We start from the raw sequence: 19,739 nt of genomic DNA, 5'->3' as shown, positions 1-19,739 counted from the left end.
GCCGGTACGGGCACGGGCACGGGGACGGGGCGCGGTTCGGGGGACCGCGGCGGGGGCACGGGAGCCGAGCCGCCGGGCCCGGCTCGCGGCAGCGGCGGGTTCACGTGACCGTCACGAAGACGCTGTGGTGGCCGCTCGCCCCGTCCGGACGGGTGGGGGCGCGCTGCTCGGTCTGCACGGCACCGGTGCCATCCGTGGCGCGGACGGTGAGGGTGTGGCCGCCGGGGTCCGCCCGCCACGCGAAGGACCACTGCCGCCAGGTGTCGACCGTGGCCGGGGCGGCCAGGCGGGCCTCCTGCCACGGGCCGTCGTCCACGCGGACCTCCACCTTGCGGATGCCGCGCCGCTGGGCCCACGCCACTCCCGCCACCATGACCGTGCCGGCGGCGGGCCGCGCGAACGGTGCGGGGGTGTCGATGCGGGACTGCGTCTTGACCGGGGCCTCCCGTGCCCAGTCCCGCTTCACCCAGTACGCGTCGTACGCGTCGAAGGTGGTCAGCTCGATGTCCTCGATCCACTTGCAGGCCGAGACGTACCCGTACAGGCCGGGCACCACCATCCGCACCGGGAACCCGTGGTCGAACGGCAGGGGTTCGCCGTTCATCCCGACGGCGAGCAGGGCGTCCCTGCCGTCCATGACGTCCTCGACGGGCGTGCCGAGCGTCATGCCGTCCACGGACCGGGCGACGAGCTGGTCCGCGGGGCCGCCGCGGGAGGGCGGCCGCACCCCGGCCTCGCGCAGCAGCTCGGCCAAGGGGACGCCGAGCCACCGCGCGGTGCCGGCGTACGGCCCGCCGACCTCGTTGGAGACGCACGTCAGGGTGATGTCCCGCTCCACCAGAGGCCGGGCGAGCAGGTCCGCGAAGGTGTGGGTGCGCTCCTGGGCGACGCCTTGGCCGTGGAGGCGCAGACGCCACGTCCCGGCGTCCACCTTGGGGACGAGCAGGGCGGTGTCGACACGGTAGAAGTCCTTGTTCGGGGTGGTGAAGGGGCTGACGCCGGGCGCGGGCGCCCGAGCCTCCGCGGGCACGGGCGGTGCGGGTGACGCCGGGGCGGGCAGCCGTACGGCCTCCCGTGAGGCGACGGCGCCCCGGCCGCGCCGCGCCGCCGCGGCACGGCCGAGGGCGCCTATCCCCGTGGCGGCGGCCGTGCCGGCAGCCGCCGCCACGAGGAACCCGCGCCGGTTCCAGCCGCGGCCGGTGCCCTCGGCGGCACCGGTGGCGGCTTCTCCTCGGTTCCCCCGGCGCGGGCCACCCGGGCCGTCCCCGCGGCGCGGGGGACCCGGGAGACGAGCACGAGCAGCAGGGCGGCGGCCGCGGCCCCGGCCACCAGCGACGGCACGGCGTCCGCGGCGCCGGTCGCGTCGGGCCGCGTCACCGCCGCCGCGGCGCCCACGAGGCCGAGCAGCCCCGCGGCGGCCGCCGCCGCGAGGCGGTGCCGCAGCGCCAGCAGGCCCGCGCACACCGCGAGGGCCGCCAGCACGGCGACGACACCGGCCTGGAGGACGAGCTTGTCGTCCTCGCCGAACGTGCGGATCGCCCAGTCCTTCACGGCCTGCGGCGCACGGTCCACGGCCGCGCCGCCGACAGCGGTGACGGGGCCCGCCTGCGGGCGGACCAGTGCGGCGGCCGGTTCGGCCGCAGCGAGGCCGCCGTACGCCGCCACCAGGCCGGCGACCGCCCCCAGCGCCCGGCGCACCGGGCGGGTGACGGGGGCGGGGCTCCTTCGGGGGCTGCTCACATCCCGTATTCGGAGCCCGCCGTCCGGTGGATTGCCCCTTCACCCGGAAGAGTGAGAACCGGTTTCCGCGGTGACGGTCCCGGGGGTCAGGACGGCAGCTCCATCACGGCCAGGGGGTCCGTGGTGGGCTCCGCCGAACCGCCCGCCGGTTCCACGCTGATGCCCATGCCCGTCGCGGTGCCCACCGGGCCGTCCATGACGAGGGCGCCGTCGTCGGGCAGCAGCCCCGCCGGGCGCATGGCGCCGCCGCCGTCCGCGAACCACAGCTGGTACGTGCGGCCCTCCGGCAGCTCCGGCAGCCCGGACGCCAGGAACACCGCCCGGTCCTCGGTCCGGGACACGACCACGGTGGCGCGGGCGTCCCCGTCGACGGTGCCGCTCGCCGTGCGGGCGTCGGGCGCGGCCAGCACCCTGGCCATGGCGTCGGCCTGGCGGCGCGCCTCCTCGGCCCGCTGCTCCGCCTGCCGGGCCTCCTGGTGCTGCCAGACCGCCGCCCCGCCGAACGCGGCCGCCGCCGCGAGGCACGCGGCCAGCACAAGGCGCGACCCGAGGACGCCCCGCGCCGGGCCGCCGGGGCGGGCGCCTCGGGCCCCACGTGCGGCGGCAGTTGGCGGACGGTCGCGACGCGGTCCATCACCCGCTCCTTCATGCCGGGCGGCGGCGCGGCGGCGACGGCGGCACCGAGCCGGGCGGCGGTGGCGGTCAGCTCCCGCACCTCCTGGGCGCACGCCGAGCAGTCCCGCAGGTGCCGCTCGAACGCCGCCCGCTCGTCGTCGGGCAGGGCGTTCAGGGCGTAGGCGCCCGTGGGCGCGTGCAGGTGTTCCTCGGTCATGCGTCCACTCCCATGCAGTCCCGAAGCCTGATGAGCCCGTCGCGCAGCCGCGTCTTGACCGTCCCGAGCGGTGCCGAGAGGGAGGCGGCGACCTCACGGTAGGTGTAGCCCCGGTAGTAGGCGAGCGTCACCGCCTGCCGCTGCAGGTCCGTCAGGGACCGCAGGCAGCGGCGCACCTGCTCGCTCTCCAGCCGCACCGCCACCTCCTCGCTGACGTGGTCGTACGGCGGCGTCCCCGCGGCGCGGGCCGTGCGCTCCTCCCGGTCCGCCGCGGCCTGCTCCGAGCGGACCCGGTCGACGGCGCGGCGGTGGGCGACGGTCATCACCCACGTGAGGACCCCGCCCCGGTCGGGCCGGTAGCGGGCGGCGGAGCGCCACACCTCCAGCATCACCTCCTGGGCGACCTCCTCGGACTGCGCGGGGTCCCGCAGGACCCGCAGCACCAGGCCGTACACCGGTCCGGCGACGGCGTCGTACAGCCTGCCGAACGCCTCCTGGTCCCCTTCGGCGACCCGGGCGAGGGTGCCCGCCAGGTCGGCTCCGCGGTCCGGCGCGCACCCCTCACCGGGGATGCGGGCGATCTCCTTCACCCCGTACCTCCGGCGCGGTGCCCGCCCGCAGCGGGGGCGGGGATGCCTTGGACGCCCATGCGTCACCCTTTCCACGAGACGACGGCAGCACTGCTTCCTCTCCTGGAGGTGATTCGGAGCCGGGCCGCACTCGGATGGGTGGATTCCCCGCCGAATCCAGACAGCGGCCCGGCTTCCGTGCTGCCCCGGAGCCGGGGTCCCTGGCTCCGCTCGGCGGGGTGCCGCGCGGGCGCCCCTGTGACGGACGACCACTCGGCGGGCCGCGGGGTCAGTCCGAGCGGCACTCGATGCGTTGGACTCCCACCCCAGGACGCGGCCCGCCGACGACCTGAGTGGCTACTGCGATCTGCCGGTTCCTGTGCGACCGGGTGCACAGGAGCCGGCAGACTGGACGACTTCACCGACGCCTTCCGGAACTTCGCCCGGACCATCGACCCTGCGCACACCGACAGCCAGGCGAACGCCGTACGCGCGATGGACGCCTGGAAGGAGATGCGCGAGCGCCTGGACGACGACTTCGACACGCCTGGTGCCCTCGCCGTCCTGTTTCAGTACATCCGCGAGCAGAATCGCATGGAGGAGCCGGCCGGCCCGGCCGCCCTGCGGCTGATCGAGGACGTGAACAACCTCTTCGGAACGTTCGACATCCCCGGCTCCGCCCAGAGCGACGCCGCTGTCGACGAACTCGTGAAGGAACGCGACCGGCTCCGCGCGGCGAGGAAGTTCGCCGAGGCTGACGCGATCCGCGACCAGCTCACCCAGCAGGGCGTCGTCCTCGAGGACTCGCCCGAGGGCACCCGTTGGTGGAAGGAGGCCACCTCATGACCTGGAAGAGCCGCTTACCGCTCGTCGTAGAGAGCGCCATCCCCCTCAGCCTCTGCGGAACGCTGATGGACCGCATGAAGAACCAGACCGCCCGCCCGCGCACCTACCGGGGCGTCATCGACGAAACGCTGCGCAAGAGCGAGTACGTCGAGATCCCTCCGCACCACCTGGAAGGGGCGGTTGTCTCCCACTGCGCCGCCCACCTTCGCAGCCACTTCGGAATCGCCCCGAAGCGCATACCCACCCAGCCGGCGGTCGTCTACCGCTACGGCCCGGGCGTCGGCTTCGTCGCCCACCACGACGAGGTCACCGACATCGAGCGCGAGCGGGCCCGGACCAACGGACAGCCCGTCGTCGGCGGAGACCTCACCCTCCTGGTCTGGCTCAACACACCGGACTCCTATGGCGGCGGGGAACTGTTCTTCGAGAGCCCGGCTCAGGAGATCAAGCCGCCCTGCGGCACCCTGGTCGCCTTCCCTGCCACCCGCGACCACATCCACGGCGTACGGCCGATCACGAGGGGCGAGCGCGTGACACTCGTCGTACGTATCGATGCCGAACGCCCTTGAGAAACAGCCGGTTTCGCCTGTCGGTGAGAGCAGCACGGTTGCCAGGATGAACGGCATGACGACGATCAACGGTGAGGTTGCGCCCGGATTCGAACCGGTCCGCGAGGCGTTTGCAGCGAACTTCACCCAGCACGGGGACATCGGCGCGGCCGTGTGCGTCTACCGGCACGGCCGCCCTGTGGTCGACCTGTGGGGCGGCGTCGCCGACGTTGACACCGGCCGTCCGTGGACACGGGACACGCTGCAACTGGTCTACTCGGCGACCAAGGGAGCCACCGCGACCGCGGCGCACATGCTGGCCGAGCGCGGCATGTTGGACCTCGACGCGCCGGTGGCGAAGTACTGGCCGGAGTTCGCGGCGAACGGCAAGGCCGGCATCCCCGTCCGCTGGCTCCTGTCCCACCAGGCCGGCCTGATCGCCCTGGACGAGCCGCTCTCACTGGCCGAGGCGCTGGCCTGGGAACCCATGACAGCAGCGCTCGCGGCCCAGCGCCCGCTGTGGAACCCGGGCACTGCACACGGGTACCACGGGCGAACCTGGGGCTGGCTGGTCGGAGAGGTGATCCGCCGCGTCTCCGGCCGCTCGCCGGGCCGTTTCTTCGCCGACGAAATCGCGCGCCCCCTCGGGCTGGACTTCTTCATCGGCCTGCCGGCGAGTGAACGCGGCCGGGTCAGCCGCATGGTGTACCGATCGCCGGCCGTCGACCTCACCACCGTGCCCGCCGAGGCGGTTCCCGAGGAACTTCGCGAGCAGGTAGCCGCCTGGCGCGACCCGAACTCCTTCAGCAACCGGGCGTTCGCGGTCACCGACCCAGCCGCCATCGACTTCGACTCGCCGGAGGTGCAGGCCGCAGAACTCCCGTCCTCCAACGGAATCGGCACCGCGCAGGCACTCGCCCGCATGTACGCCGCCCTGATCGGCGAGGTGGACGGCGTGCGCCTGCTCACCCCGGAGACTCTGTCGTCGGCGACCGCAGAGCAGGCCAGCGGGAAGGACCAGGTGATGGTGATCCCGAGCCGATTCAGCACCGGATACATGCTCCCCACCGAGGGCAACCCCATGACCGGCCCGAACGCCTTCGGCCACACCGGCCGCGGCGGCTCACTCGGCTTCGCCGACCCCGCGCAGGGAATCGCCTTCGGGTACGTGATGAACCGCATCGTCAGCGGCTCCGATGACGGGCGCGCTGCTGCACTGGTCGAAGCAGTGCGGACTGGGGTGGCATAGCGATCGGCCTCGCGGCTGACGGCCTTGCTGCGCAACCGAGGCGTCATGGGTCGCTGTGGGGAACGCGTCGCCCACCGACCCAGCACCCCGGAACGCGCCGCCGCGCCGGATACGTGCTGACTCGTACCGCCCCGCCCAGCCCCCGAAGGCGTGCCCCCGCGCCGGATAACGTGCTGCCCGCAGCCGCTCCCACCGGCCCCGCCCTGGCCCGCGAAGGTCCGGCCCCCACCGGCCCCCGAGGGCGCGGCCCCCGAAAGCCCGGCCCCCGGAAGCGCGGCCCCCGGAGCCGCCCCCACCGCCCCCGAAAGCCCGGCCCCCGCAGCCGCCCCCACCGCCCCCGAAAGCCCGGCCACCGCAGCCGCCCCGCGTCCCGGTCGCCCGTCCGCAAAATTCAAGCAAGCATGCTTGATTGTTTCTGCTTCCGCTGCCATGCTCCCCACCGCACGCCGACGTGGCCCGCCCCGGAGGGAGCACACCGTGTCCGTGTCCGAACCCGCCCGCGCGCCGGGCGGTGTCCTCGACGACCTGCGGGACGAGAGCGACGCGCTCGACCGGCTCGTGGCCGCGCTGCCGCCCGAGCGGTGGGCCGCGCCCACCCCCGCGCCCCGCTGGAGCGTCGCCCACCAGATCGCGCACCTGGCGTGGACCGACGAGGCCGCGCTGCTCGCCGCCACCGACCCGGAGGCGTTCGCCGGCCACGTCGCCGAGGCGGCGGCCGCGCCCGGCACGTTCGTCGATGCCGCCGCCGCAGCCCTCGCCGCGCAGCCGCCCGACGCGCTGCGGGAGCGGTGGCGCGCGGCCCGCGCCCGCCTCCAGGACGCCCTGCGGGCGCTGCTGCCCGGTACCCGCGTCCCCTGGTACGGGCCGCCCATGAGCGTCACCGCCCTCGCCACCGCCCGGCTCATGGAGACCTGGGCCCACGGGCAGGACGTCGCCGACGCCCTCGGAGCCGTCCGCACCCCGACGGCGCGGCTGCGGCACGTCGCATGGATCGGCGTACGGGCCCGCGACTACGCCTTCGCCGTACGGGGACTGACCCCGCCCGCAGAGGAGTTCCGCGTCGAGCTCGAAGCGCCCGAGTCCGCCGTACGGGGGCTGACCCCGCCCGCCGAGGAGTTCCGCGTTGAGCTCGAAGCGCCCGACTCCGCCGCCACCTGGGCCTTCGGGCCGCCGGACGCCCCGCAGCGGGTCACCGGGCCTGCCCTCGACTTCTGCCTGCTTGTCACCCGCCGCGCCCACCGAGCCGACCTGGCCCTGCACGCGGCGGGGCCGGACGCCGACCGGTGGCTCGACATCGCGCAGGCGTTCGCGGGGCCGCCCGGCGAGGACCGCGCCCCCCGGAAGGAGACCCGGTGACCCCCCTGCGCATCGGCAACGCCTCCGGCTTCTACGGCGACCGCTTCGACGCCGTCCGCGAGATGCTCACCGGCGGCCCGCTGGACGTCCTCACCGGGGACTACCTCTCCGAGCTGACGATGCTGATCCTGGGCCGCGACCGGCTGAAGGACCCCTCCCTCGGCTACGCCCGCACCTTCCTGCGGCAGATGGAGGAGTGCCTCGGCCTCGCCCGCGAACGGGGCGTCCGCATCGTCGCCAACGCGGGCGGGCTCGACCCCGCGGGACTCGCCGCCGCCCTGCGCGGCCTCGCGGCCCGGCTCGGTCTGACCGGGCTGCGCGTCGCCCACGTCGAAGGCGACCGGCTGCCCCTCCCGCCGGGCGCCCTCGCCGCGCACGCCTACCTCGGCGGCGCCGGGATCGCCGCCTGCCTCGACGCGGGTGCCGACGTCGTCGTCACCGGACGCGTCACCGACGCGGCCCTCGTCAGCGGGCCCGCCGCCGCCCACTTCGGCTGGCGCCCCGAGGACCTCGACCCGCTCGCCGGGGCCGTCGTCGCCGGGCACGTCCTGGAGTGCGGGGCCCAGGCCACCGGCGGCAACCACCCGGACTTCCGCCGCTTCGACCTGCGCCGCCCCGGCTTCCCCCTCGCCGAGGTCCACGCCGACGGCAGCTGCGTCATCACCAAGCACCCGGGCACGGGCGGCGCCGTCACCACGTCGACCGTCACCGCCCAGCTCCTGTACGAGACGGCGGGCGCTCGCTACGCCGGGCCCGACGTCACCGCCCGCCTCGACACCGTCCGCCTCACCCGGGAGGGGCCCGACCGGGTCAGGATCAGCGGCGTACGGGGCGAGCCGCCCCCGCCGCTGCTCAAGGCCGGGGTCAACCGGCTCGGCGGCTGGCGCAACGAGGCCGTCTTCGTCCTCACCGGCCTCGACGTCGAGGCCAAGGCCGCGCTCGTACGGGAGCAGATGGCCGACGCCCTCGCGCCGGTGGCGGACGTCCGCTGGGAGCTCGCCCGCACCGACCGCCCCGACGCCGGCACCGAGGAGACCGCCAGCGCCCTGCTCCGGCTCGTCGTCCGCGACCCCGACGCGGACACCGTCGGCCGGGCCGTCACCGGGGCCGCCGTCGAGCTGGCCCTCGCCTCCTACCCGGGCTTCCACGTCACCGCGCCGCCCGGCCGCCCCGCCCCGTACGGCGTCTTCGAGGCCCGCTACGTGCCCCGCGACTCCGTCACCCACACCGCGGTCCTCCCCGACGGGCGCCGCCTCACCCTCCCGCACCCCGCCCGCACCGCGCAGCCCGCACACGTCCCCGAGCCGCCGCTGCCGCCGCCCCCGCCGCCTGGCCCCACCCGCCGCGCCCCGCTCGGCCGGGTCGCCGGGGCCCGCAGCGGCGACAAGGGCGGGGACGCCAACGTAGGGGTGTGGGCCGAGACCGACGCGGCCTGGCGGTGGCTCGCCCACACCCTCACCGCCGACCGCTTCCGCGAGCTGCTGCCCGAGACGCGGCCGCTGCCCGTGGCCCGCCACGTCCTGCCGAACCTGCGCGCCCTGAACTTCACCGTCACCGGCCTCCTCGGCGAAGGCGCCGCCGCCCGCGCCCGGTTCGACCCGCAGGCCAAGGCGCTCGGCGAATGGCTGCGGGCCCGCCACCTCGACATCCCGGAGGTCCTCCTGTGACCGTCCTCGCCTCCGCGCTGGACACCGCCGCCCCCGACTTCGTCCGCAACCGCGCCGACATGCTCGCCCGGCTCGACGAGCTGACCGCCGCCCACGCCGAGGCGCTCGCCGGAGGCGGCCCCAAGTACACCGACCGGCACCGCGCCCGCGGCAAGCTCCTCGCCCGCGAGCGGATCGAACTGCTCCTCGATCCCGACACGCCGTTCCTGGAGCTGTCGCCGCTCGCCGCCTGGGGCAGCGACCACACCACCGGCGCGTCCCTCGTGACCGGCATCGGCACCGTCGAGGGCGTCGAGTGCCTGATCACCGCCAACGACCCGACCGTACGCGGCGGCGCCTCCAACCCCTGGACCCTCAAGAAGGCCCTGCGCGCCCACGAGATCGCCTTCGCCAACCGGCTCCCCGTCATCTCCCTCGTCGAGTCGGGCGGCGCCGACCTCGCCTCCCAGAAGGAGATCTTCATCCCCGGCGGCGCGCTCTTCCGCGACCTCACCCGGCTGTCCGCTGCCGGGATCCCCACCATCGCCGTCGTGTTCGGCAACTCCACCGCAGGGGGCGCCTACATCCCCGGCATGTCGGACCACACCGTGGTCATCCGCGGCCGGTCGAAGGTGTTCCTGGGCGGGCCGCCCCTCGTGAAGATGGCCACCGGCGAGGAGACCGACGACGAGTCCCTCGGCGGCGCCGACATGCACGCCCGCACCTCCGGCCTCGCCGACCACCACGCCCTCGACGAACCGGACGCCCTGCGCCAGGCCCGCCGGATCGTCGCCCGGCTCCACCACCGCAAGGCGCACCCGCCGCCCGGCCCGTACGCACCGCCCCGGTACGACCCGGAGGAGCTCCTCGGCATCGTCCCCGGCGACCTGCGCACCCCCTTCGACCCGCGGGAGGTCGTCGCACGCCTCGTCGACGGCTCGGACTTCGACGAGTTCAAGCCGCTGTACGGCGCCGGGCTGACCACCGGCTGGGCCCGGCTGCACGGCTACCCGCTCGGCGTCCTCGCCAACGCCCGGGGCGTCCTGTTCAGCGAGGAGTCCCAGAAGGCCGCCCAGTTCGTCCAGCTCGCCAACCAGCGGGACATCCCGCTGCTGTTCCTCCACAACACCACCGGCTACATGGTGGGCGCCGCGTACGAGCAGGGCGGCATCATCAAGCACGGCGCCATGATGATCAACGCGGTCGCCAACTCCCGCGTCCCGCACCTGTCGGTCCTCCTCGGGGCCTCCTACGGCGCCGGGCACTACGGCATGTGCGGCCGCGCCTACGACCCCCGCTTCCTCTTCGCCTGGCCCAGCGCCAAGTCCGCCGTCATGGGCCCGCAGCAGCTCGCCGGGGTCCTGTCGATCGTCGCCCGCCAGTCCGCCGCCGCGAAGGGCAGGCCGTACGACGAGGACGGCGACGCCGCCCTGCGCGCCCTCGTGGAGCAGCAGGTGGAGGCCGAGTCGCTCCCGATGTTCCTGTCCGGGCGGCTGTACGACGACGGCGTCATCGACCCGCGAGACACCCGCACCGTCCTCGGGCTGTGCCTGTCCGCGATCCACACCGCCCCGGTCGAAGGCGCACGCGGCGGCTTCGGCGTGTTCCGGATGTGAGAGGCACCGACATGATCACCTCGCTGCTCGTCGCCAACCGCGGCGAGATCGCCTGCCGGGTCCTGCGCACCTGCCGCGACCTCGGCATCACCACCGTCGCCGTGCACTCCGACCCGGACGCCGGTGCCCGCCACGTGCGCCTCGCGGACGCGGCCGTGCGGCTGCCGGGCGCCGCCCCCGCCGAGACCTACCTGCGCGGCGACCTGCTCGTGCGGGCCGCGCTCGCGGCGGGCGCCGACGCCGTCCACCCCGGATACGGCTTCCTGTCGGAGAGCGCCGCCTTCGCCCGGGAGGTGCGGGCGGCGGGTCTGACCTGGGTCGGGCCGCCCCGGACGCCATCGAGGCCATGGCGTCCAAGACCCGCGCGAAGAAGCTCATGGGCGTGGCGCCCCTGGACCCGGCCGCGCTCACGGCGGCCGACCTGCCCGTCCTCGTCAAGGCGGCCGCGGGCGGCGGCGGGCGCGGCATGCGCGTGGTGCGGGACCTGGCGGAGCTGCCCGCGGCCCTGGAGGCGGCCCGCGCGGAGGCGCGCTCCGCGTTCGGCGACGACGAGGTCTTCGCGGAGCCGTACGTCGAGGGCGGCCGCCACGTCGAGGTGCAGGTCCTCGCCGACGCCCACGGCACCGTCTGGGCGCTCGGCACCCGCGACTGCTCCCTCCAGCGCCGCCACCAGAAGGTCGTCGAGGAGGCGCCCGCCCCCGGCCTGCCGCCGGGGCTCGCCGCCGCACTCCAGGACACGGCCGTCCGCGCGGCCGGGTCCCTCGGCTACACCGGGGCGGGCACGGTCGAGTTCCTCGTCGCGCCCGACGGGACGCCGCACTTCCTGGAGATGAACACCCGCCTCCAGGTCGAGCACCCTGTCACGGAGGCGGTGTACGGCATCGACCTGGTGGCGCTGCAACTCCGCGTCGCCGAGGGCGCCCGGCTCCCGGCAGGCCCGCCCGCTCCCTCCGGGCACGCCGTCGAGGCCCGGCTCTACGCGGAGGACCCGGCCCGCGGCTTCGCCCCGCAGACGGGTGCCGTCCACGCCCTGGACGTCGACGGCGTCCGCGTCGACACCGGCTACGAGGCGGGGGACGCCGTCACCGTCCACTACGACGCCCTGCTGGCGAAGGCCGTCGCCCACGCCCCCACCCGCGAGGAGGCCGTGCGCGCCCTGGCGGCGGCCCTGCGCAGGGCCCGCGTCCACGGCCCGGCCACCAACCGCGACCTGCTCGTGCGCACCCTCGGCCACGAGGACTTCACCCGGCCGGGCCGCGCCGACACCGGGTTCTACGACCGCGTGCTCCCCGAGCTGACCGGCCCGCCGCCGGGCGAGGAGTACGCCGCCGTCGCCGCGGCCCTCGCGGACGCCGCCGGCCGCCCCGGGCCGGGGGCCTGGCGGAACCTTCCGTCGCAGCCCCAGACGAAGGCGTACGGCGGGCACGAGGTCCGCTACCACCGCACCCGCGGCGGCTACACGCTCCCGGACCACCCCGGCGTCCGCGTCGTGTCGGCGCAGCCCGGCCTGGTCCGCCTGGAGCTGTCCGGCGTCGTGCGGCCCTACCGCGTCGCGTCGTACGGCGACGGCACGGTGTACGTCGACACCCCGCAGGCCGCGTACCGCCTCACCCCCCGGCCGCGGTTCGCCGACCCCGCCCCCCGCACGGCCCCCGGTTCCCTCCTCGCGCCCATGCCGGGCACGGTCGTCCGCCTGGCCGAGGGCCTCGCGGAGGGCTGCCGTGTGGAAGCGGGCCGACCGCTGCTGTGGCTGGAGGCCATGAAGATGGAGCACCGCGTCACCGCGCCCGCCTCCGGCACCCTCACCGCTCTCCACGCCGCGCCCGGCCGCCAGGTCGAGCACGGCGCGCTGCTCGCCGTCGTCCGGCCCGAGGAGCCCGTACCGGAGCCCGCGCAGCCGGATCAGCCCGTGCAGCCGGGACAGGCCGAACCGCCCGGGCGGCCGGAGCAGACCGAACCGCCCGGGCGGCCGGGACAGCCCGCGCGGCCCGTACCGGAGCCCGTACAGCGCGAACCGCACGTCCCGGAGCCCGTACACCCCGTGCAGCCCGTACTGGAGGAGGACGCATGACCGCCATCCGCACCGCCGTCCTGGAGACCCCCGAGCAGCAGGACCTCCGCGCCGCCGTGGCCGCCTTCGGGCGCAAGCACCGGGAGGGCGGCGACCAGGACGCCCTGTGGGCCGAGGCCGGAGCCCTCGGCTACCTGGGCGTGAACCTGCCCGCCGCGTACGGCGGCGGAGGCGCCGGGGTCACGGAGCTGTCCCTCGTGCTGGAGGAGCTGGGCGCGGCCGGATGCCCGCTGCTGATGATGATCGTGTCGCCCGCGATCTGCGGCACGGTCATCGCCCGCTTCGGCACGGACGAGCAGCGGCGGCGCTGGCTGCCCGGGCTGGCCGACGGCTCCCGCACCATGGCGTTCGGGATCACCGAGCCCGACGCGGGCTCCAACGCGCACCGCATCACCACCACCGCCCGCCGCACCCCCGGCGGCTGGACCCTCACCGGCCGCAAGGTCTTCGTGTCGGGCGTCGACATCGCGCAGTCCACGCTCGTCGTGGGCCGCACCGAGGACGAGCGCACCGGCAGGCTGAAGCCCTGCCTGTTCGTGGTGGACCGGGACGCGCCCGGCTTCCACCGCACCCCGATCCCCATGGAACTCGACGCGCGGGAGAAGCAGTTCGAGCTGGTCTTCGACGACGTGCGGCTCCCGGCGGACGCGCTCGTCGGCGACGAGGACGCGGGCCTCCTCCAGCTCTTCGCCGGGCTGAACCCGGAGCGGATCATGACCGCCGCGTTCGCCCTGGGCATGGGCCGGTACGCGCTGGAGCGTGCCGTGGCGTACGCGAAGGAGCGCCAGGTGTGGCGCACCCCGATCGGCGCCCACCAGGCGATCGCCCACCCGCTGGCCCAGGCCCGCATCGAGCTGGAGTGCGCCGCGCTCATGATGCGCAAGGCGGCGGCGCTGTACGACGCCGGGGACGACCTCGGCGCGGGGGAGGCCGCCAACATGGCGAAGTACGCGGCCGCCGAGGCGTGCGTGAAGGCGGTGGACCAGGCCGTGCACACCCTCGGCGGCAACGGCCTCACCCGGGAGTTCGGGCTGGCCCGCCTCATCGCCGCCTCCCGCGTGGCCCGCATCGCGCCGGTGAGCCGGGAGATGATCCTGAACTACGTCTCCCACCAGACCCTCGGCCTGCCCAAGTCGTACTGACCCGCCGGAGGAGGCGAACGCGATGACCCTGCTGAGGACCACCCGCGACCGGGGCGTCACCACCCTGGCCCTCGACGCCCCCGGCACGCGCAACGCCCTGTCGGCGCCGCTGGTCGCGGAGCTCGCGGACGCGCTGGCGGACTGCGCCGGGGACCCCGCCGTCCGCGCGGTGGTGCTGACCCACACCGGGGGGACGTTCTGCGCGGGCGCGGACCTGGCGGCGCCCCGGACCCGGACGCGTTCGTGGCGCTGCTGCGGCGCGTCGTGGAGGTGCCGAAGCCGGTGGTGGCGCGCGTCGACGGGCACGTGCGGGCCGGGGGCCTGGGGCTGCTGGGCGCGTGCGACGTCGTCGTCGTGTCGGAGCGCTCCGACTTCGCCCTCACGGAGGTGCGGTTGGGGCTCGCCCCGGCGGTCGTCTCGCTCACCCTGCTGCCGCGCCTCGACCCCCGCGCGGCGGCCCGGTACTACCTCACCGGGGAGCGGTTCGGCGCGGCCGAGGCGGTGCGGATCGGGCTGGCCACGGCGGCGGCCGAGGACGCCGACGAGGCGCTGCGGCCGGTGCTCGACGCCCTGCGGCGGGCCTCGCCCCAGGGCCTTGCGGCGTCGAAGGCCCTGGTGGCGGCTAGGGTGCTGGCAACCTTCGAGCGCGACGCGGACGCTCTCGTGCGGCGCTCCGCGTCGCTGTTCGCCTCGGCGGAGGCGCGCGAGGGAATGACGGCCTTCCTAGAACGACGGGACCCCGCATGGGTGATCTGACCGAGGCGACCGCCGCCCGCGCCCCGAAGCAGGACCGCAGCCGCGCCACCCGGCGGCGGCTCCTGGAGGCGGCGGTGGCCTGCCTCGCCGAACGCGGCTGGGCGGGGTCCACGGTCTCGGTGGTGGCGGAGCACGCGGGGGTCTCGCGGGGCGCCGCCCAGCACCACTTCCCGACCCGGGAGGACCTCTTCACTGCGGCGGTCGAGTACGTGGCGGAGGAGCGGTCCGAGGCGCTGCGCGCCCTGGACGGCAGGAGCCGCACCGAGGTCGTCGAGGGGCTCGTCGGCCTCTACACGGGCCCCCTGTTCCGGGCCGCCCTCCACCTGTGGGTGGCGGCCTCCGGCGAGGACCAGCTGCGGCCCCGCGTCACCGAACTGGAGGCCCGCGTCGGCCGGGAGGCCCACCGCATGGCCGTGGAGCTGCTCGGCGCGGACGAGTCCCGCCCCGGCGTACGGGAGACGGTCCAGGGCCTCCTGGACATGGCCCGCGGCCTCGGCCTCGCCACCCTGCTGACGGACGACTCGGCCCGCCGCCGCCGCGTGGTCGCCCAGTGGGCGCGGCTGCTGGACGAGGCCCTGGGCTGAAACGTATCTGCATACCGGTGGTATGCGTATCGTGGTGGGCATGGCCGAGACCACCAGAATCACGGTGACGCTGCCCACCGAGCACGTCGAGCAGCTCAAGAAGATGACGGACAACGTGTCCGCCTACGTCGCCGAAGCCGTGGCCCGCCACATCCGGCGCGAACTCATGGGCGAGGAACTGCGGCGCTACCAGGACGAGCACGGCGAGTTCACCGAAGCCGAGCTCGCCGAGGCGCGCGCGGTGATCGACGCCGCGCTGCGTCCCGACACGTCGGCGGACGGCCCCCGGGGCGAAGCGAGGGCTGCATGAGGGACGCGGTCAGCACCCTGGTCCTGGATTCCGCCGGGCTGTCCGGCTGGATCGCCCAGGACCGGAAGATCGCCGGACTGCTCCAGGCCTTCTATGAGCTGGGTGCCGATCCGGTGGTCGGCGCGAACACGATCATCGAGGTGACGCACGCACGGGTGAACGCCCGCCGCCTGGACTGGGTCCTCTCCCGCGTACGCGTGGAACCGGTCACCGAGCAGGCCGCCAGGGCTGCCGCCCGCCTGCTGAAGGGTGCCGGTCTGCACGGCCACAAGTACGCCATCGACGCCACCGTCGCGGAGATGGCCCTTCGGCAGCCCGGTCCGGTCGTCATGCTGACGTCCGATGTCGACGACATGTCCCGCCTGTGCGGCGGAAAGGTCGGGCTCATCGGCCTGTGACCCGGCGCGGGCGTGTGCTCCCCCCGGTGCCGCAGACGGGGCGCACGCCCGCACCACCGCAGGCACATCCGCCGCACACGCAGGAGGCGCGCCCCGCCGGGAAGCGGGGCGCGCCTCGGGGCGGGCGGGTGCCCCCGGCGGCCGGTGCCGTCGGGGGCACCGGCGGCTCAGCCCGCGATGCCGGAGAAGCCCGCGATCTCGCGCGGGTCCCGCGGGCCGGGGCCCACGTACCGCGCCGACGGGCGGACCAGGCGGCCCGTGCGCTTCTGCTCCAGGATGTGCGCCGACCAGCCCGCCGTGCGGGCGCAGGTGAACATGGACGTGAACATGTGCGCCGGGACCTCCGCGAAGTCCAGCACGATCGCCGCCCAGAACTCCACGTTCGTCGCCAGCACCCGGTCCGGGCGCCGGTTGTGCAGCTCCTCCAGCGCGGCCTTCTCCAGGGCCTCCGCAACCTCGAAGCGCGGCGCGGCCAGCTCCTTCGCGGTGCGGCGCAGCACGCGGGCGCGCGGGTCCTCCGCGCGGTACACGCGGTGCCCGAAGCCCATGAGGCGCTCGCCCTTGTCGAGGGCCTGCTTCACGTAGGCCGCGGCGTCACCGGTGCGCTCGATCTCCTCGATCATGCCGAGCACCCGCGACGGGGCGCCGCCGTGCAGCGGCCCGGACATGGCGCCCACCGCGCCCGAGAGGGCCGCCGCCACGTCCGCGCCCGTCGACGCGATGACGCGCGCGGTGAACGTGGAGGCGTTCATGCCGTGCTCCGCCGCCGACGTCCAGTAGGCGTCGACCGCCTTCACGTGCTTGGGGTCGGGCTCACCGCGCCAGCGGATCATGAACCGCTCGACCACCGACTGCGCCTTGTCGATCTCGCTCTGCGGCACCATCGGCAGGCCCTGCCCGCGCGCGCTCTGCGCGACGTACGACAGCGCCATGACCGCCGCCCGCGCCAGGTCCTCGCGGGCCTGCTCGGCGTCGATGTCCAGCAGCGGTTTCAGGCCCCACACGGGCGCCAGCATCGCCAGCGCGGACTGGACGTCCACCCGGATGTCGCCCGAGTGCACGGGGATGGGGAAGGGCTCGGCCGGGGGCAGGCCCGGGTCGAACGCCCCGTCCACCAGCAGGCCCCAGACGTTGCCGAAGGACACCTGGCCCACCAGGTCCTCGATGTCGACGCCGCGGTAGCGGAGGGCGCCACCCTCCTTGTCCGGTTCGGCGATCTCCGTCTCGAACGCGACGACTCCTTCGAGCCCGGGTACGAAGTCGGACATCTGGCGGCTCCTCGTAGTGGTGTCCTTGCGGAATGTGTGAAGGGAACAGTGACCCAGCCCACGAGTCTGTCGGGTTCCCCCGATGCGGGGAAGCGTGACATCAGGCACAGTGCGCCGTTCCGGACGGTGAGGATTACCCGCCCTGAGCGCCGGGCACACTCACCTGCTGCGGCAGGATGGGCGGTGTGACCGATGCTCTCGATCCAGCCGCCCGGGAATCCGACCTCGATCCCGCCTCCGAAGCCGGAGCCTCCGGATCCGGAGCCGCACCGGACGCCGCACCGGACCCTGCGCCGATGCGCGAGCAGTACCACACGGCCGAGCTGTGCGAGCAGGACCTCGCCGCCGCGCCGATGGACCAGTTCGCCCGCTGGTTCGGGGACGCCACCGAGAGCCGCGAGATCCACGAGCCGAACGCCATGGTCGTGTCGACCGCCACGCCCGAGGGCCGCCCCTCGTCCCGCACGGTCCTGCTGAAGCACTACGACGCGCGCGGCTTCGTCTTCTTCACCAACTACACGTCCCGCAAGGGGCACGAGCTCGCCGCCAACCCGTACGCGTCGCTGCTCTTCCCCTGGCACCCGATCGCCCGCCAGGTCGTCGTCACCGGCACCGCCACCCGCGTCGGCCGCGACGAGACCGCGGCGTACTTCCGCACCCGCCCGCACGGCTCCCGGCTCGGCGCCTGGGCCAGCGACCAGTCGTCCGTCATCGCCTCCCGCGCGGAGCTGCTCGCCGCGTACGAGGAGCTGGCCGCCCGCTACCCGGAGGGCGAGCAGGTGCCGGTACCGCCGCACTGGGGCGGCTACCTCGTCGTGCCGGACGCGGTGGAGTTCTGGCAGGGCCACGAGAACCGGCTGCACGACCGGCTGCGGTACGTCCGCGACGGGGAGCGCGGCTGGCGGGTCGAGCGCCTGGCCCCCTGACGCGCCGCGCCCGGACCGGCCGTACCGGTCGGTGCCGCGTCTGCCGCCCCGCCCCGGATGCGTCCCGGGCCGGATGCGTCCCGCGCCGTAGGCGCCCGGACATGAGAGAACCCGCGGGCCCGGTGCTCCCCTGCTGCGCAAGGGGAGGTCGGCCGGATGTGCCGACGGGCCCGCGGGTCGGTGACTGCTGGGATGTACGGCAGGAGGCCTGCCGCCATGTGACGACAGGCCTCAGCCCGCAGCCACCTCACGCATCCGAATAACCATCTTTCGGATCACCTCCTCTCTCGTGTGCCGCCACGATAGGAACCGCGCCGCGGCCGCCACAACCGAATTTCGCGAACCGCGTGTGTCCTGGGTCACGGTGACGGTTGAATGGCCGGGCACGTGCAGTTGCACGTGAGGACACGTCCTTGCAGGGGGTCCGGGATGAGTGCGTCCGGCGGCGGTACGGATACGGACACGGGCACGCACGCGGCCCCGGGTCCGGACGGGGACCCGGGCGCGGACGGAGGCGCGGGCGCCGGGGCCCGCCCGGACATCGGGCGGGCGGGCGCCGACCTGCTGGCCACGCTGCTCGACGGGATGGACGCGGCGCTCTGCGCGTTCGACGCGGACGGCACGGTCACCCACTGGAACCGCGAGGCCGAGCGGATCCTCGGCTGGCCCGCCGAGGAGGCCGTCGGGCGCAGCGGCCTGGCGGGCTGGGCGGTGCGCCCGGCGGACGCCGCGGGCGTGGCGGACCGGCTCGCCGCCGCCATGGCGAGCACCCCGGAGCGCCGGGTGCACGAGTGCGCGCTGCTGCGCAAGGACGGCGGCCGGGTCCTCGTGCGGGTGCAGTCGGCGGGCGTGCGCGGCGCTGACGGCCGGCCGGCCGGGGCGTACTGGGCCTTCGGCGAGGTGCACACCCAGCTGGACTTCGAGCGGTCCGTCGCCCTGAGCGAGGCCCTGTTCGCCGACGCGCCCTGGGGCCTGGTCATGGTGGACGCCGACCTGCGCCCGGCGGTCGTGAACGCGCAGGCCGCGCGGGCGCTGGGCCGGACCCGCACGTCCCTGCTCGGCCGCCCGCTGGGCGACGTGCTCCTGCAGGGCGTCGAGCAGGTGGAGGCGGCGCTGGAGCACGCCCTCGTCGAGGACGCGGGGCCCCGGCCGCCCGCCGACCTGTGGGTGGCCGTCCGCACCGCGGACGGCGAGGCTCGGCGCTGCTGGCGCAGCGGTTTCGTGCGGCTGCAGACGCCGCTGTCGCAGGAACCGGCCCCGCTGGGCGTGGCCTGGCTGTTCCAGGACGTGACGGGGGAGCGGCTCGCCGAGCAGGACGCCGACCGGCTGCGGTTCCGCGCCGGGCAGCTGCACCGGGCGGGCGGCGCGGCCGCCGAGTGCGAGGACCCGATGGAGGCGGCGACGGTCCACCTGGACTTCGCCCTGGCCGGGTTCGCGGACTCGGCGCTGCTGGACCTGGCGACCGGCCCTCAGGGGCGCCTGGTCCGGGTGGCCGCGAGCCCCTCCGGTGCCCTCGGCCCGGTCGCGCGGACCCCGGGCGCGGGCCTCCCTGTGCCGTACCGCGCAGGGCACCCGGCGCTGCGGGCCCTGGACCGCGCGGGCGCGGTGCGGGTCAGCGCCTGGTCGCAGGCGGCGGGCCGGGCCGGTGCGGCCGACCGGTGGGCGGCGGAGCGCCAGTGGCCCGGGGACGCGGCGCACGCGCTGTGCGCGCCCCTGCGCAGCCGCGGCCGGACGCTGGGCGTGGTGACGTTCCTCCGCGCGGCGCCGCGGCCCGCCTTCGCCCGGCCGGACACGGCGTACGCGGAGAGCGTGGCCGCGCGGGTCGCCGCGTCGGTGGACCTGGCGCAGTCCGCCTGCTGACCGGGGGCTACGAACCCCCACT

14 protein-coding genes and 4 pseudogenes are annotated in these 19,739 nt (G+C 75.5%); 14 read left to right on the top strand and 4 right to left on the bottom strand.

All coding sequences use genetic code 11. The features are described from left to right. Window positions 1-100 precede the first annotated feature (100 nt). From L6E17_RS25635 to L6E17_RS25620, 3 genes and pseudogenes are all read right to left on the bottom strand, one after another. Window positions 101-1,749, bottom strand: a pseudogene (locus L6E17_RS25635) (molybdopterin-dependent oxidoreductase). A gap of 77 nt (window positions 1,750-1,826) precedes the next feature. Then, a pseudogene (locus tag L6E17_RS25630) lies at window positions 1,827-2,572 on the bottom strand (anti-sigma factor domain-containing protein). After that, on the bottom strand, window positions 2,569-3,162 hold the full coding sequence (locus L6E17_RS25620) for a sigma-70 family RNA polymerase sigma factor (RefSeq protein WP_374109143.1): 594 nt from the start codon (window positions 3,160-3,162) through the stop codon (window positions 2,569-2,571). Before L6E17_RS25620 ends, L6E17_RS25630 begins: the two are co-directional and overlap by 4 nt. A gap of 474 nt (window positions 3,163-3,636) precedes the next feature. Between L6E17_RS25620 and L6E17_RS25615 the strand changes: the two genes are divergently transcribed. The 12 genes and pseudogenes from L6E17_RS25615 (at window position 3,637) to L6E17_RS25560 (ending at window position 15,663) form a co-directional block, all read left to right on the top strand. Next, window positions 3,637-3,987, top strand: a complete 351-nt coding sequence (locus L6E17_RS25615; RefSeq protein WP_236243062.1) for a DALR domain-containing protein — start codon at window positions 3,637-3,639, stop codon at window positions 3,985-3,987. Next, window positions 3,984-4,556: a 2OG-Fe(II) oxygenase gene (locus L6E17_RS25610; RefSeq protein WP_236243061.1), complete on the top strand. Its 573-nt coding sequence runs from the start codon at window positions 3,984-3,986 to the stop codon at window positions 4,554-4,556. Before L6E17_RS25615 ends, L6E17_RS25610 begins: the two co-directional genes overlap by 4 nt. Window positions 4,557-4,611: 55 nt before the next feature. Beyond that, the gene (locus L6E17_RS25605; protein ID WP_236243060.1) at window positions 4,612-5,784 is read left to right on the top strand and encodes a serine hydrolase domain-containing protein; all 1,173 of its coding nucleotides are present in this window, start codon (window positions 4,612-4,614) and stop codon (window positions 5,782-5,784) included. 483 nt (window positions 5,785-6,267) lie between these two features. Continuing rightward, window positions 6,268-7,140, top strand: a complete 873-nt coding sequence (locus L6E17_RS25600; protein WP_236243111.1) for a maleylpyruvate isomerase family mycothiol-dependent enzyme — start codon at window positions 6,268-6,270, stop codon at window positions 7,138-7,140. Then, complete coding sequence (locus L6E17_RS25595) at window positions 7,137-8,807, top strand: acyclic terpene utilization AtuA family protein (protein ID WP_236243059.1); 1,671 nt, start codon at window positions 7,137-7,139, stop codon at window positions 8,805-8,807. The genes L6E17_RS25600 and L6E17_RS25595 overlap by 4 nt, the downstream gene beginning before the upstream one ends. Then, complete coding sequence (locus L6E17_RS25590) at window positions 8,804-10,402, top strand: carboxyl transferase domain-containing protein (protein WP_236243058.1); 1,599 nt, start codon at window positions 8,804-8,806, stop codon at window positions 10,400-10,402. Before L6E17_RS25595 ends, L6E17_RS25590 begins: the two co-directional genes overlap by 4 nt. A gap of 11 nt (window positions 10,403-10,413) precedes the next feature. After that, window positions 10,414-12,287, top strand: a pseudogene (locus L6E17_RS25585) (biotin carboxylase N-terminal domain-containing protein); the annotation flags it as partial. A gap of 182 nt (window positions 12,288-12,469) precedes the next feature. Then, window positions 12,470-13,615 carry an acyl-CoA dehydrogenase family protein gene (locus tag L6E17_RS25580; protein ID WP_236243057.1) on the top strand — a complete coding sequence of 382 codons (1,146 nt, stop codon included), beginning with the start codon at window positions 12,470-12,472 and terminating at the stop codon, window positions 13,613-13,615. 22 nt (window positions 13,616-13,637) lie between these two features. Then, window positions 13,638-14,371, top strand: a pseudogene (locus L6E17_RS25575) (enoyl-CoA hydratase family protein). Then, on the top strand, window positions 14,359-14,955 hold the full coding sequence (locus L6E17_RS25570) for a TetR/AcrR family transcriptional regulator (RefSeq protein WP_236243056.1): 597 nt from the start codon (window positions 14,359-14,361) through the stop codon (window positions 14,953-14,955). Before L6E17_RS25575 ends, L6E17_RS25570 begins: the two are co-directional and overlap by 13 nt. Window positions 14,956-14,995: 40 nt before the next feature. Then, window positions 14,996-15,265, top strand: a complete 270-nt coding sequence (locus L6E17_RS25565) for a type II toxin-antitoxin system CcdA family antitoxin (protein WP_236243055.1) — start codon at window positions 14,996-14,998, stop codon at window positions 15,263-15,265. Next, window positions 15,262-15,663, top strand: a complete 402-nt coding sequence (locus L6E17_RS25560; RefSeq protein WP_236243054.1) for a DNA-binding protein — start codon at window positions 15,262-15,264, stop codon at window positions 15,661-15,663. The genes L6E17_RS25565 and L6E17_RS25560 overlap by 4 nt, the downstream gene beginning before the upstream one ends. A gap of 167 nt (window positions 15,664-15,830) precedes the next feature. On the opposite strand, the gene L6E17_RS25555 is transcribed toward L6E17_RS25560, so the two are convergent. Next, window positions 15,831-16,931, bottom strand: coding sequence for a citrate synthase 2 (locus tag L6E17_RS25555; protein WP_236243053.1), 1,101 nt, complete (start codon window positions 16,929-16,931; stop codon window positions 15,831-15,833). 176 nt (window positions 16,932-17,107) lie between these two features. Here L6E17_RS25555 and pdxH point away from each other — a divergent pair, with 176 nt between their 5' ends. Continuing rightward, a complete protein-coding gene (pdxH, locus tag L6E17_RS25550; RefSeq protein WP_374109142.1) occupies window positions 17,108-17,857 on the top strand; it encodes a pyridoxamine 5'-phosphate oxidase in 750 nt (249 codons plus the stop codon). 429 nt (window positions 17,858-18,286) lie between these two features. Next, window positions 18,287-19,717 (top strand): PAS domain-containing protein, encoded by a 1,431-nt coding sequence (locus tag L6E17_RS25545; RefSeq protein WP_236243051.1) that lies wholly within the window; start codon window positions 18,287-18,289, stop codon window positions 19,715-19,717. The last annotated feature ends 22 nt before the right edge of the window (window positions 19,718-19,739 follow it).

Origin of the sequence: Streptomyces sp. CC228A (assembly GCF_021390935.1) — a bacterium.
GTDB lineage: Bacteria > Actinomycetota > Actinomycetes > Streptomycetales > Streptomycetaceae > Streptomyces.
Note: the sequence above shows the minus strand (reverse complement) of the source record. Positions and strands in the feature narration are given on the sequence as shown.

What these genes read in the sequence shown, in the direction of transcription:
- L6E17_RS25610 (WP_236243061.1), top strand. Translation starts at nt 3,984, where the DNA reads ATGACCTGGAAGAGCCGCTTACCGCTCGTCGTAGAGAGCGCCATCCCC.
- L6E17_RS25555 (WP_236243053.1), bottom strand. Translation starts at nt 16,931, where the DNA reads ATGTCCGACTTCGTACCCGGGCTCGAAGGAGTCGTCGCGTTCGAGACG.
- L6E17_RS25580 (WP_236243057.1), top strand. Translation starts at nt 12,470, where the DNA reads ATGACCGCCATCCGCACCGCCGTCCTGGAGACCCCCGAGCAGCAGGAC.
- L6E17_RS25560 (WP_236243054.1), top strand. Translation starts at nt 15,262, where the DNA reads ATGAGGGACGCGGTCAGCACCCTGGTCCTGGATTCCGCCGGGCTGTCC.
- L6E17_RS25605 (WP_236243060.1), top strand. Translation starts at nt 4,612, where the DNA reads ATGACGACGATCAACGGTGAGGTTGCGCCCGGATTCGAACCGGTCCGC.
- L6E17_RS25570 (WP_236243056.1), top strand. Translation starts at nt 14,359, where the DNA reads ATGGGTGATCTGACCGAGGCGACCGCCGCCCGCGCCCCGAAGCAGGAC.
- L6E17_RS25545 (WP_236243051.1), top strand. Translation starts at nt 18,287, where the DNA reads ATGAGTGCGTCCGGCGGCGGTACGGATACGGACACGGGCACGCACGCG.
- pdxH (WP_374109142.1), top strand. Translation starts at nt 17,108, where the DNA reads ATGGGCGGTGTGACCGATGCTCTCGATCCAGCCGCCCGGGAATCCGAC.
- L6E17_RS25615 (WP_236243062.1), top strand. Translation starts at nt 3,637, where the DNA reads ATGGACGCCTGGAAGGAGATGCGCGAGCGCCTGGACGACGACTTCGAC.
- L6E17_RS25565 (WP_236243055.1), top strand. Translation starts at nt 14,996, where the DNA reads ATGGCCGAGACCACCAGAATCACGGTGACGCTGCCCACCGAGCACGTC.